The 13,106-nt window shown below is 37.0% G+C and carries 11 protein-coding genes; 2 read left to right on the top strand and 9 right to left on the bottom strand.

What is annotated here, in order from left to right; all coding sequences use genetic code 11:
- Positions 1-27: 27 nt before the first annotated feature.
- From ACNFU2_RS05145 to ACNFU2_RS05105, 9 genes are all read right to left on the bottom strand, one after another.
- The gene (locus tag ACNFU2_RS05145) at positions 28-477 is read right to left on the bottom strand and encodes a hypothetical protein (protein ID WP_418124002.1); all 450 of its coding nucleotides are present in this window, start codon (positions 475-477) and stop codon (positions 28-30) included.
- A gap of 24 nt (positions 478-501) precedes the next feature.
- A complete protein-coding gene (locus ACNFU2_RS05140; RefSeq protein WP_418124000.1) occupies positions 502-1,686 on the bottom strand; it encodes a hypothetical protein in 1,185 nt (394 codons plus the stop codon).
- Positions 1,687-1,761: 75 nt separating this feature from the next.
- Positions 1,762-2,595 carry a type 1 glutamine amidotransferase gene (locus ACNFU2_RS05135; RefSeq protein WP_418123998.1) on the bottom strand — a complete coding sequence of 278 codons (834 nt, stop codon included), beginning with the start codon at positions 2,593-2,595 and terminating at the stop codon, positions 1,762-1,764.
- A gap of 31 nt (positions 2,596-2,626) precedes the next feature.
- Entirely contained in the window at positions 2,627-3,745 is a 1,119-nt protein-coding gene (locus ACNFU2_RS05130) for a carboxylate-amine ligase (RefSeq protein ID WP_172278560.1), read from the bottom strand.
- 35 nt (positions 3,746-3,780) lie between these two features.
- Positions 3,781-4,734, bottom strand: coding sequence for an ATP-grasp domain-containing protein (locus ACNFU2_RS05125; protein WP_172278558.1), 954 nt, complete (start codon positions 4,732-4,734; stop codon positions 3,781-3,783).
- A 53-nt stretch (positions 4,735-4,787) separates the two neighbouring features.
- Positions 4,788-5,501, bottom strand: a complete 714-nt coding sequence (locus ACNFU2_RS05120; protein ID WP_418123996.1) for an alpha/beta hydrolase-fold protein — start codon at positions 5,499-5,501, stop codon at positions 4,788-4,790.
- Between the two features lie 34 nt (positions 5,502-5,535).
- On the bottom strand, positions 5,536-6,747 hold the full coding sequence (locus ACNFU2_RS05115) for an ATP-grasp domain-containing protein (protein WP_172278554.1): 1,212 nt from the start codon (positions 6,745-6,747) through the stop codon (positions 5,536-5,538).
- A 140-nt stretch (positions 6,748-6,887) separates the two neighbouring features.
- Complete coding sequence (locus ACNFU2_RS05110; protein ID WP_418123993.1) at positions 6,888-8,303, bottom strand: M17 family metallopeptidase; 1,416 nt, start codon at positions 8,301-8,303, stop codon at positions 6,888-6,890.
- 5 nt (positions 8,304-8,308) lie between these two features.
- Complete coding sequence (locus tag ACNFU2_RS05105; protein WP_418124886.1) at positions 8,309-9,430, bottom strand: alpha/beta hydrolase-fold protein; 1,122 nt, start codon at positions 9,428-9,430, stop codon at positions 8,309-8,311.
- 215 nt (positions 9,431-9,645) lie between these two features.
- Between ACNFU2_RS05105 and glgB the strand changes: the two genes are divergently transcribed.
- Together glgB and ACNFU2_RS05095 are read left to right on the top strand one after the other, a co-directional pair.
- The gene (gene glgB / locus ACNFU2_RS05100; protein WP_418123991.1) at positions 9,646-11,595 is read left to right on the top strand and encodes a 1,4-alpha-glucan branching protein GlgB; all 1,950 of its coding nucleotides are present in this window, start codon (positions 9,646-9,648) and stop codon (positions 11,593-11,595) included.
- 1 nt (position 11,596) lies between these two features.
- A complete protein-coding gene (locus ACNFU2_RS05095; protein WP_418123990.1) occupies positions 11,597-13,003 on the top strand; it encodes a glycogen synthase in 1,407 nt (468 codons plus the stop codon).
- The last annotated feature ends 103 nt before the right edge of the window (positions 13,004-13,106 follow it).

Here is a 13,106-nt window from a genome sequence, read left to right as displayed (position 1 = left end):
AAAAACCTCCATTTGGAGGTTTTTCTTTTATGAGCTTGTCCATCTCTTCTCAATCTCCCTCATTTTCATCAGATAAAAATAGAGAGGGATTAGTTCAAGTCTAATGGTGAAGCTGATGTTTGAATTAACGAAAGGAACAACTACCATCATGACAATGCAAACTATAATACCTATAATGGCATCAATAATTGCTGTTTTTGGACCCCATTTTTCTTCAAACCAAAGTCCATAAGCTACAATGGCCTTAAAAATTAAAAGAATACAAACGATGAGACCGGGAATAGTATAAGGATGATTGGCTTTGATTCCGTAAATTGATAATGATACATTTGTCAGGAAAAATCCTGCAATTAGTATCAGGGATGCTACAGACCCTCCAATTAAGAAAAACCAGGTAAAGATCTTGATCCATACCGGTAATAGGTCGCGCCTTTTAGTGGTATTGTCAAACTCTTCAAAAGCGGAATTTTGTTCCATAAACAGATATTATTTTAATTATTTTTACATTTCTCCAAAGAATACATTAGAACTACCGATCCAGATGGCATCTTTTTTATTAAAATCTACATTCACCATGGCAGCTTTGGTCATTCTGCCCAGATTCTCAAGTAAGATAGGACGTTCATCATTTTCCCGCCAAATATACAATAAACGGATCTCTGCTTTTGAAAATTCACCATTGATATCTTCAAAAACAGGTTCGTATTGTACTTTCCGTTGTAATATATAATTTTCCTTATCTGTAATAGAATCTGTTATTTCAAGGGTAGGATTGAGTTCTACACCACTACCTGCAAACGAAAATAAAGGTTTTAAAACATAATTTTCAAGATTCTCATGCTCGGGAAACTCATGGAGGAAGTAGCTTTTAGGAACAAACTGATGTCGTAATAAAGGTAAAAGGTATTTTGAAATTTTAAAAAACCAATTGGGATGGGTGATCCATTTAACATCTGCCTCTTCTCGAAAATCGAATTCAAGAGTAAGACCCGGAATTCTGTCCAATTCATCAAAAATAACACGATTATAAATCCTTTTTATCTGAATTTGTCTGCCATTATCCTCATAGTATAGTTTTCTTCCTTCTCTTTTTACTTTAGTGAGGCAAACTGTTTTTATTCCGAGTAATTTTTCAGTCAGCGCAAAATCTATTGCCGTCTTTTGTTTGTCGGGAAAAATCTCGAGAAGAATTACATTTTCCGGATTTTCATCTCCGATAATTAACTCTTTCAAATAATGAGTGAACTGGTCAGCAGACATGGGATTCTTAATTGCTGAAAGAAAGGGATAAACTTCACAAAAAGTATTTTCAAAAGTTTTCTGAAAAGCATACAACGAAGGAAAGGCCTGTAGTTCTATCAATTGTGGCTCAATCTCTCCATTTTCATTTTTACAAACACCAAAGTCAATGGTGAAGAAGTGAGGCTGATCTGTATCATTGGGAACTTTACAATTCTCCGGGATAGCTTTCTGAAGAATTTCTTTAGGTAAAGCCTTTATTTGATCGATAATGCTTTCACTGGCGTCAATGAGTTTGGTTTCAAATTCTTTAGTAAGAAAAAACGGACTTTCTGAAATTCTGAATGCAGGCTCAATACCGCTTTTTTGCGTAAGAATATCTTTAACTTGATTGTATTTTTCCTGCGAAAAATCTTTATTAAATTGCTTTCTGTATTTTGGGATCATATTTTTTTCTTTGTGATTTTAAAAAATCGAGCAAAATTGCTCGATTTATGGGGTTGCGTTTATTTACTTTTTATTTCAAGCAATTACACCTGTTCTTTTCAGAATATTTTTTTTCGCAAACTGTAAAAATGCCGGAAGGATCTGTGCTCTTGTCAAAACAATTTTGTCTTCATCATCAATGCGGTCAAGTGTTTCAAGATATTTCTCTCTTCCGAAGTTTTCTATCATTGCAGCTCTGTTCTTTTCATCTTTTAGATTTTCAAGCATGCTCGCCGGATCTGCTTCGGGATGAAACTGTGTTCCAAAGATCTCTTCTGAGAAACGAACTGCCATAACAGCCCGTTCAAGGTCTATGTGAGGTCGGAATTTTTCTATTGCAACGATCTTCATTCCTAATTCCTCAAAACGATCATGGTCCGGTTCTATAAACTGAAATGCCCGCGAATCTACACCATAAAAAGGATTCGAAAGATTTTTAAATAAGAATTCACTTTCTCCTTCCTCTGTCTTGTGGATAGGCATTACTCCAAAAGAGTAAGATTTTCTTGGACATACATTTCCCAGATTCCAGTGAATACTTCCTATCTGAAACGAATGGCATATGAGAAACAAATATTTCTTATCCTCCTTTTCTTTATTATGGTTATATACGGCATCTAAAAAATCAGCGTACTTTATTTCCCAGCCCAAACCTTCTTTATGAGGATTTCCCGGCCCTCCGGATGAAATGAAAATATCAAAATCTCTGATATCCGGAATTTCGTCTTTGTAGCGTACATCAAATACCTCAATGCTTACATTTTCTTCAGAATTTTGCCTGAAGGCTTCAGAAATTTCTTTAATATTTCTAAATCCTTGGTTAACATGATTGTTGTTCATGTCCAACAGAGCAATTCTAATATCTTTCATACATCATATTTTTGCAAAGTTACCAAAAATATCATGAAATGATTTCGCCGTGGGTAATGCCGTATTCTGTTTCGGAGATCATATAATCTACCACTTTAGTAAGGTCTCCTGTTTCCCTGAAGATCTGAAGCTGCCTGTCTGCACCGGTTCCGTTTTCAAGTATTTTCCATGCGTATTCTACTTCTTTCCTGCATCCTAACTCATCAACTACATCATCTATAAATTCCAGCAGTTCTTTCAGGAGATCCGGATATGGCACCGATTCCTCTTTACCAAAGTCGATAAGATGTGCTTCTATACCACTTTTTGATGCGCGCCATTTATTTTCGTTTAATAAAAGCCTTCTATAGCTTCTGAAACTTAAATTTTGCTTGTGAAGTTTATAAATTTTGGCTACTAAGCTCTGCATAATGGCAGCCAGACAAACCGTTTCATCAATCCTTAACGGCATATCACAGATTCTGAATTCAATAGTAGGGTAGAATGGATGTACCCGAAGATCCCACCATATTTTTTTGGCGTTATCAATCGTTCCTGTTTTCACCAGAAGGTCTACATAGCTGTCAAATTCAGCCAATGAGTTGAAATAGCTTGGTATCCCTGTTCTTGGGAATTTGACAAAGATCTCTTGTCTGTATGATTTAAAACCTGTATTTCTTCCGATCCAAAATGGAGAATTGGTTGATAGGGCGTAAACATGGGGAAGAAAATATCGCATTACGTTTTGAATTCTTACTCCCTCTTCACGATTGGGAATACCAATGTGAACATGAAGACCGAAAATGAGATTTTCCCTAGCTACATCTCCCATATCATCTACAATTTTTACATAACGTTCACCCTGGGTAATGGAATTGTCCGACCAATGGGAGAAAGGATGGGTTCCGCCTCCTGATACCCTGAGCCCCTGTTCATGGGCGATATTAATGAGATGCCTTCTTAAATTCGTGAGCTCAGTTCTTGCATCCTGAATATTCTGGCAGATTCCTGTTTCCATTTCAATCATGGATTCATGCATTTCGTGTTTTAAATTTTCACTTAAAACAGCTTTACCACCTTCAATAATTTTAGAAACATGAGAAATAAGATCCCTGCTTTCAACATCAATTATCTGATACTCTTCTTCGATTCCTATAGTAAACTGGTGCATCCTTTTAGTGTTTTTTTATTTTCTCTTTCACTGATCTATCGTATGGAGTCTTTTACAAAATTTCCCCAGGAAATATTAGGCTTTCCTGGAACATATTCTTTGGCTTTTTCAATCGCAAACAGAGCAGCGTGTTCCACAATCCATGCAAAATTTTCTTCTCCTACAGAATTTCTGTCGGCATCAGGCGCAGGATTACAAAAATCAATAGCATAAGGAATTCCATCCCGTACTGCAAATTCCACGGTGTTGAAATCATATCCTAAGGCCTCATTCATTGTTATGGTATAATCGTGAATGGTCTTCAATAGTTTTTCCAGTTCTTCACCATCAGTCTGATGATTGGTTGCATATCTTAAATGAGGCTCATTTCGAGGCTCATAAGGCATGATATGAACGTATTTCCTACCCAGGCAATATACCCTGTAGTAATCATCAAAAATAATCTCTTCCTGAACCATCATCACGAGTTGTTCTGTTTCACCCAGTTTATTCCATAAATCTTCCGGATTTTCAATTCTATACACATTTCTCCAGCCTCCTCCGTCGTGAGGTTTCATATAAGCGGGAAAACCTACATAATCGAATATATATTCCCAGTCATGAGGAAATTTTAAGTTTCTGAATGATGTTTCCGTAGTATTGGTTGGCCTTTCGTGAGAAGGTAATAATACCGTTTTGGGAAGAGGAATTCCCAGTTTTGTCATCAGTGCATTATTGAAAAATTTTTCATCAGCACTCCACCAGAACGGATTATTGATAATATAGGTCCCATTCAGTGCAGCATTTTTGAGGTATGCCCTGTAGAAGGGAACATCATGGGAAATCCTGTCTATAATAACAGCATAACCATAATCAGCCCCTTGTTCAAGTTTATCAATATGGACAGGTTCTGCTATAATCTCGCCATTTCCCAGCTCATTTACTTTATCGATAAATGCCCAGGGAAATGTATCCTCCATACCAAATAGAATTCCCACCTTTTTTTTCATAATTGTTATTTTTATTGTTTTATACTAATAAATGATTGTCAGAACCTGATTTTTCAGAAAAAAAATGCGCTGATGAACGTCGGAAATACCATTCTCCACAACGGCCAGTCGTGATTGATCCATTTTCTTTCATCATACCAGTAATCTATTCCTTTTGATTGAAGGATTGCTGCCATTTCAAGGTTTTTATCCTTACAAATGTCCTGATCAGAAGTACTTAAGACAATATGCATATGTTTATATTTCCAGGCCTCATCATTTTTGACGAACTCTCTGGGGCAATTATAATATACAAGATCATCAGAATATCCGTCCATGAAATTCCGGATCGTAAATGCCCCGGAAAGACAGAATAAATGTGAGATGACATCAGGAAACCGGAATGCAAAATTTGCAGCATGGTATCCTCCGAAACTGGCACCGGCTATAGCAACCCGGTGTGTTTTATGTAATTTCTGAATATAAGGGACAAATTCCTGAATAAGAAACTGAACATATCTTTCATAATTTTTTATTCTTTGCTGCGGCGATATAGCATCATCATAAAAACTCCAACTGTCAATGGTCTGAAGGTTATACAGCTTTACTTTGCCCTGCTCTACAAACCAGTTGATGCTTCCGTTGAGGTGGAAATCATGATTCTGGGTATATAATCCCTGCGAAGTAGGGAACATGATGATAGGATAGCCGTAATGTCCTGTTACTTCTACCTTGATGCTTATTCCCAATATATTTGAATAATAATCAGTATGTTCTATATGTGGCATGCTTGGAATAATTATAATTTGAATACAGACCGAACTAACTTGTGGGTTTCCCTTTCGGAGGTAAAATATTCAGTAATCCGGTATTGATCTTCTCTGCTGCGAAGTCGAGTCTTTCCTGTATAATGTCGGCGTTTCCAGATTTATATACTATCCCGACATGATAATCTATAGGAAGGTACTTAACGATTTCTTCACATTCGAACGGACCGTAATCAGGCTTTTGATCCTTAATTAAGGCAATGATCAACCCGGAATGGTACTCCACGGGTTTGGCTACTTCATATTTTTTTGATCTCAGGAGTGCGTCTTCAATCTTTGCCCATTCGCGCCAGATATTGATATCGCTGGAAGCTTCAACAAGATCAGGAATATGTGCACCCCCTACACGTGAAGAGGTTTCCAGAAAATACCATGTTCCGTCTTCTTTACTCCTTATAAATTCAGTATGGGTGGCTCCATTCAGTAATCCAAAATTTGAGAGGAGTTTTGCATTAATTTCTTCAAGAGCTTTAAATTCATCAGATTGCCTGCTTAAAGTTTTGGTTCTGAAAACACCTCCTTCATGGGAAACCTGCATCGGCGGGGCCAGATATTGAGATGCTGATGTAAACACCACTTCCTTATCAAAAGTAAGGCTGTCTACATGGAAAACATCTCCAGGTTTAAAGCTTTCCAGTAAAAAAAGATGGCGTTCTTCTCCCAACTCATTTAAGGCTTCCCAAAGCTGTTCCTTAGAAGTGATTTTCTTTATCCCCGATGCAGAAGCTTCGGAACGGGGCTTTAACACCCACGGAGCAGGGACGTTTTCAATAAAAGTATTAACCTCATCATTGTTAAAGACTGCTGTAAATTCTGGCACGTTGATACCCGAATCTTTGGCTTTTTGTCTCATTGCCAGTTTATCCCTGAAATAGCGGTGGGTAGTTTGTCCCATCCCTGGGATACGGAAAGTCTCCCTGATCAGTGCTGCTTTTTCAACGTCGTAATCATCGAGAGCAACGACAGCATCAATTTTTCGGGTCTGCATAAGATGGGAGAATCCCTGAATAAGATGTTCAAGGTTCCATACGGACGGCTTTAATTCGGGCATATAAAAAACCTCATCGATCGCATGCCACGGCCAGTTCTTTTCTCTGATATTTTCGGATGTAATCAGGATTATTTTATTACCGAGCATCTTCATTTCGTCCATGAAATCATAGCCCTTGTAATAGCACGAAATACATACTATAGTTTTCTCCTCCATACAGTGTTTTTAAAAATTTAATGAATTATCAAAAATAAAAGCAATTTTTTATTAACTAATTAATATTAAAAATTAGCCATTGCTGAGATTTTGAAAATCCTAAATCAATTATACAGAGAAATTTTGTAATAAACTAATTTTTAATGATAATTTTCGATTAAATCCGTCAGCAATTGCACTCCAAAACCTGTTGCTGCTTTTTCTTTGGCATAACCAACACTCCCGAAAGCGACTCCCGCAATATCCAGGTGAGCCCACTTCGGATGATTTTCTATAAATTGTTCCAGAAATTTGGCCGCTACAATACAATCACCAATGGGCTTCAAGGAAATGTTTTTAAGATCTGCTACATCAGATTGTATGTCTTCTTTCCATACATCCCACAAGGGAAGATTCCACAGCCTTTGATTGGTTCTGTCACCTGTTTGCAATAACAGATTTTTCACTTCTTCATTGTTTGAGAACAAAGCACCACAGGTATCTCCAAACATTCTTACTGAACTTCCTGTAAGGGTTGCCAGATCAATAAGAAGATCTGTTTTGTAGTTTTTAGCCAGATAAGAAAGAGCATCGGCTAATATCATTCTGCCTTCTGCATCAGTATTCAGAACTTCTATAGTTTTTCCGTTGTAAGCTGTGATGACATCACTTGGCAGAAAAGCTTTTTCAGAAATAGCATTATCGGTAATAGGTAAAATTACAACAAGGTTTACAGGAAGCTGCATCTCTGAAGCATAAATTAAAGATCCTATAACAGCAGTTGCTCCGCCCATATCGGATTTCATATAATGCATGTTCTGATGATCTTTTAATGAAATGCCTCCGGTATCAAAAACCACACACTTTCCAATTAATCCAATGGTCTTTGCTTTTTTTACGGTTGTCCGATATTCTAATATGGTGAAGGCAGCATCATAAGCGCTTCCCTGATTAACTGAGAGATACGCTCCAAGACCTAATTCCTCACATTTTTTTCTGTTGAATACAGTGTATTTAAGCTGATGTTTTTTTGCCAGATCCTTAAGGTATGAGCCTAAAACGGGTGGGGTCTTAAGGTTTGCAGGTTTATTTAACCATTCCTGGCAGGCTGTCTGACCATTGGACAACGCTAATGCTTTTTGGCTGATATTATCCAGTTTTTTCTGGCTTATATTTTCAAAGTGAATTTCAAATTCAGGGCTCCAGAAAGGATGGCTTTTATCAAATGGGTATTTGTATGTTCCTAATAACAGTCCTTTGATAAATTCTTCAAATTGTTTTTGGCTGATGAAATCGCTCATCAACAGAGTAGGGACAGCTTTTAAATTATTTTTTTGTGTTTGTGAAAATTTTACTGCCACCTGCTGGATCTCAAAACTTTGAACAGACGATTTTCCTAATCCGATAAAATAAGTAATGCTATCTTCACTAGCGCTGATGAAAACTTCATTCTTTTTTCCTGTAAAAAAGGTGGAAATATTTTTGTTAAAGCTTTTATTTTTTTTGATCCATTCTTCTTCTGTAAATAGTTGAAAAACCTGAATGTAATTTTTATTTTTTTTATTGATTAGTTTCATAATTTTTACGGTTTGATTGATTGTTGTTGTGGTGCTACTTCTACAGGATTTTCTGTATTGTCATAAAATAGCCATTCGATGGCCCTCGGAAACTCCTGCGACCAATAGAATTCACTGTGTGTACCTTCAGGATTAATACTGGTTTTAAATTCGAAATCAAAAAGATTTTTTTGTTCCCATTTTTTTAAATATTCTTCAAATATGCGGATTCTTTTTACCATTTTAGATCCTTCCTTTCCTCCTCCGTATAAATAGATTTTAGTCTTGAAGGGAATACGGAAGTTCATCATTGGAAAATTATTGTTAGGCTCTACCCAAAGCGAAGGAGAGAAAATCAGTAATTTTGAATATACTTCAGGATATAGAAATCCACTGTAAATACTAATAAGGGCACCTAAGGAACTTCCGCCGATACCTGTATTTTCCCTGTCTTTTTTGGTCCGGTAATTTTCATCGACGAAAGGTTTCAGCGTATCTGTGATGAAGCGTATGTATTTTTTGCCTTCGGAACCGTGAGCAACATGATCATTGTCGAATATATATTCCTTTATCCTTTCCTGACTTCCGTGTTCAATGGCGATGATGATGACATCCCCACGTCCGTATTCTGCAAGAATAGAGAGTTTTTTATCTATTTCCCAATTGCCGTATTCACTTCCTTCGTTGAAGAGGTTCTGCGCGTCCTGAAGATAGAGTACAGGATAGCTTTTGTTGGAAATATAATAATCGTAGGGAAGTAACGCCCATACTTTTCGGTATCTGTCGAGTTGTGGAATGTAAAATTCTTCTGAGATGATTTCAATAATGGGAAAAAATTCATCTTTAAAAGGTCCCCAGTTAAGCCTCCATTTCTTTACCATGTCAGAGGCTTCTCCTATCGATTTGTTTACTTTTCTGTTGGGAGTAATATTTCCATACTGGTCAAGCTCTACATTTTCCCAGCCTCCTTTTGTGAATTTGTATTCTATTGCTGACGGCAAAAATTCATCACTAATGTCAATGCTATAGTTGTTAGCATCTATGGAAGTAAGCTTGTATAGATCATCTTTAGGGTTCCAGTTATTAAAATTTCCTGTTATATAAACAGTTCTGTCATCACTTTCATCAGTGTAAAGCTTAAACTTCATCATGCGTTTTATAAAAAGTTAAGGCTAAAATTATAAAAAAACTTTAGATATATAAACGTTGAAAATTTCTGGTAAAAAACAATCAGAAGACTATTAAATTTTATATATTTGATAGGGAGGTGGATGAAAGAACTTTTATAACAATTATTTGAATTATAATTAATTGTTTCTATCTGTATTTTTCGTAGTTTCAAAGCATATAAAATTAAACACTAATGAACTCTGTTAAAACCTATACACTTTTTACGGATCATGATGTTTATCTTTTCAAAGAAGGTAAGCATTACAAGCTTTACGATAAGTTTGGGGCACATTCCGTAGAGAAAGACGGGGTTTCAGGAGTTTATTTTTCTGTCTGGGCACCCAATGCGAAAAAGGTTTCTGTGATTGGGAATTTTAATAACTGGAATCATAAAGAGCATATTTTATATCCCCGGTGGGATGGATCCGGGATCTGGGAGGGCTTTATTGCTGATCTTAAATGGGGAACTTTATATAAATATGCTATAGAAACGGCTTATGGTGATCTTTTGGAGAAAAGTGATCCTTATGCATTAAGTTGGGAGCAAAATTTACAGGCAGCATCTCTGATTTCTACTACATGGTATGAATGGAAGGACCAGGAATGGATGGACAGCCGATGGAAAAAGAACCGGTTGGAAGCTCCGATTTCTGTTTATGAAATGCAATTAGGTTCATGGGTACGAGATGAAGACTATCCTGATAAGTTTTTAAATTATCGTGATATAGCCAAAAAGCTGGTGCCTTACATCATACAAATGGGGTTTACGCACGTAGAATTTATGCCCGTCATGGAGTTTCCTTATGATCCCAGTTGGGGATATCAGATCACAGGTTTCTATGCCGCAACTTCAAGATTCGGATCCCCTCAGGATTTAATGTTCCTGATTGATGAACTTCATAAGAATGATATAGGCGTAATACTGGACTGGGTTCCTTCTCATTTCCCGGGAGATGCGAATGGACTCCATCGTTTCGATGGGTCTTTTTTATATGAGCATGAAGACCCGAGAAAAGGATTTCATCCGGACTGGAAATCTTACATTTTCAACTACGGAAGAAATGAAGTAAAATCTTTTTTGATCTCCAACGCCATGTTTTGGCTGGAAAGATATCATGCGGATGGATTGCGGGTAGATGCCGTAACTTCCATGCTCCATCTGGATTATTCCAGAAATGAAGGAGAGTGGGAGCCAAATCAGTATGGCGGGAATGTAAATCTTGAAGCAAAAATATTTCTTCAGGAATTTAATACAGCAGTATATAAAGAATTCGGAAATGCAATTATTACGATTGCTGAAGAAAGTTCAGATTTTCCAATGCTTACCAAGCCGGTGCATGATGGTGGTGTGGGTTTTGGAATGAAATGGATGATGGGTTGGATGCATGATACACTGGATTATTTTAAACTTGATCCCATCCTCAGAAAAAACAACCATCACAAAATAACCTTTGCGTCCATGTACATGTATAACGAAAATTATATGATGCCTTTATCTCACGATGAAGTTGTACATGGGAAAGCAAGTCTTATTTATAAAATGCCGGGAGATGAATGGCAAAAGTTTGCCAATCTTCGGGCACTTTATGTATACATGTATACGCATCCGGGAGCAAAACTGCTATTTATGGGAGATGAATTCGGTCAGACTGCTGAATGGAATTTTAAGCAAAGCCTGGATTGGCATTTGTTACAGTATCCTGTTCATAAAGGATTGCAGACATTAGTCAAAGATCTCAATCATGCGTACAGATCAGAATCTGCTTTGTATGAAAACCAGTTTAATCCCAAAGGATTTGAATGGGTGGAAGCCGATGATAAGGATAATTCTGTCTTTGTATATTTAAGAAAGGGAAAACGGAAGGATGATGTTTGCATGGTCGTTCTTAATCTTACACCCCGTATCGTTGAGTATACAATAGGAGTGAACGAAGGAACACATTGGGAAGTTATTTTTAATTCCGATGATGAAATATACAGTGGCAGTGGTGTAGATCCTTTTATTATCAGGGAAGAGAAAGGGGATTGGATGAACAGGCCCCAATCCATAACTTTAAAACTGCCGCCACTCGCCGGATTGATTTTAAAGCAGAAAAAAGATAAAAAGTATAAATTACATAGAATTAAATTACATAAAAAGTAAAATGATTGTTTATCATCTTAGTACGGAATGTTATCCGATAGCAAAAGTAGGCGGTTTAGCAGATGTTGTAGGAGCTTTGCCAAAATATCAGAATAAAATAAAAGGAGTGGATGCAAAGGTTGTAATGCCTTGGTATAATAAATCTTTTATTTACGATCATGAGTTTGATATTGTTTTTGATGGTTTTATTCATCAGGGACCCAATATGCTTCAGGTTCAGGTAATGAAAGAAAAAACAAATGTTTTAGGCTTTGAGTTATACCTGGTGAAAATTCCAGGGCTTTTAGACAGGGATAATCCTTACGGTTACCAGGATGAAAGTTTCCAGTTTTTAGCTTTTCAGCATGGTGTCTTGCATTGGCTGAGTGCCATGGAAATCCGTCCTGATGTTTTGCATTGTCATGATTATCACACGGGCCTGGTTCCTTTTATGATTGAATATTGTCCTGAATTTAAATTTCTTAAGGGGGTTAAAACGATTGGGACAATTCACAATGGTGAATACCAAGGGATGATGGGCTGGAATATGGCACAATATATGCCTGTGTTTGATAACTACAGATGGGGACTTTTAGACTGGAACGGATTGATTAATCCTTTGGCGTGTATGATCAAATGTTCACATGCATTCACTACTGTTTCGGAAGGCTATCTGGAAGAGCTTTTTATAAGTTTCCGAGGACTTGAAAGCTTGGTTCGCGAAGAATTCGGAAAAGCATACGGAATCATCAATGGTATTGATACTGAAGTATGGAATCCTGAGACTGATCCTATGCTGGACTATAACTTTAGTATCGAAGATGCCGTAGAACAGAAGAAAAAGAGTAAAGCCAAACTTTGCAAAGAGTATGGTCTGAAGCCGGAACTTCCTTTGTTTGCATTTATTGGAAGGTTTGCAACAGAAAAAGGAGCCGATCTGCTGCCCGATGTTGTATGGAGGAGTATAAGACAGAGCTATGGTGCTTTAAATGTCATCATTCTGGGCTCCGGTAACAGATATATAGAAGATAAGTTAAAAGAATATGAACATTTGTACAGTAATTTTGCTCTTGATCTGGGGTATAAAGAATATCTGTCCCATAAAATATATGCTTCAGCAGACTTTTTGCTGATGCCTTCAAGGGTAGAGCCATGCGGATTGAATCAGATGTATTCCATGAGATACGGAACGGTTCCCATTGTAAGATACACCGGTGGATTGAAAGATACTGTGCAGGATATATCTACAGGAGGAGCGGGATTAAATTTTTCCTATCCGGGAGTTGATGATGTAATTCACGCGATGAACAGAGGGATGCATATATATTATCAAAAAGGTGTGATGGAGGACCTTATCACTGCCAATATGCAATTTGATTTCGCGTGGGAGAAGTCTGCGGAGAAGTATATTGCGTTATACAATAAATAAAACGAAGTATAACCTGTTTTGTTTTCTGTAGTGACATAATGAGGAAAAGAAGTATTGTAGAAATACTTAAAGTGAATAAAAAAGTAATCTAAACTAAATTAAA

Source organism: Chryseobacterium sp. PTM-20240506 (assembly GCF_048296755.1).
Classification (GTDB): Bacteria; Bacteroidota; Bacteroidia; order Flavobacteriales; family Weeksellaceae; genus Chryseobacterium; species Chryseobacterium proteolyticum.
The sequence above is the reverse complement of the archived record's forward strand: the minus strand, read 5'-3'. Positions and strand labels throughout refer to the sequence as shown.

Coding starts and splice junctions, on each gene's coding strand:
- glgB (WP_418123991.1), top strand. CDS start 9,646: ATGAACTCTGTTAAAACCTATACACTTTTTACGGATCATGATGTTTAT.
- ACNFU2_RS05140 (WP_418124000.1), bottom strand. CDS start 1,686: ATGATCCCAAAATACAGAAAGCAATTTAATAAAGATTTTTCGCAGGAA.
- ACNFU2_RS05125 (WP_172278558.1), bottom strand. CDS start 4,734: ATGAAAAAAAAGGTGGGAATTCTATTTGGTATGGAGGATACATTTCCC.
- ACNFU2_RS05105 (WP_418124886.1), bottom strand. CDS start 9,430: ATGAAGTTTAAGCTTTACACTGATGAAAGTGATGACAGAACTGTTTAT.
- ACNFU2_RS05145 (WP_418124002.1), bottom strand. CDS start 477: ATGGAACAAAATTCCGCTTTTGAAGAGTTTGACAATACCACTAAAAGG.
- ACNFU2_RS05095 (WP_418123990.1), top strand. CDS start 11,597: ATGATTGTTTATCATCTTAGTACGGAATGTTATCCGATAGCAAAAGTA.
- ACNFU2_RS05120 (WP_418123996.1), bottom strand. CDS start 5,501: ATGCCACATATAGAACATACTGATTATTATTCAAATATATTGGGAATA.
- ACNFU2_RS05135 (WP_418123998.1), bottom strand. CDS start 2,595: ATGAAAGATATTAGAATTGCTCTGTTGGACATGAACAACAATCATGTT.
- ACNFU2_RS05130 (WP_172278560.1), bottom strand. CDS start 3,745: ATGCACCAGTTTACTATAGGAATCGAAGAAGAGTATCAGATAATTGAT.
- ACNFU2_RS05110 (WP_418123993.1), bottom strand. CDS start 8,303: ATGAAACTAATCAATAAAAAAAATAAAAATTACATTCAGGTTTTTCAA.
- ACNFU2_RS05115 (WP_172278554.1), bottom strand. CDS start 6,747: ATGGAGGAGAAAACTATAGTATGTATTTCGTGCTATTACAAGGGCTAT.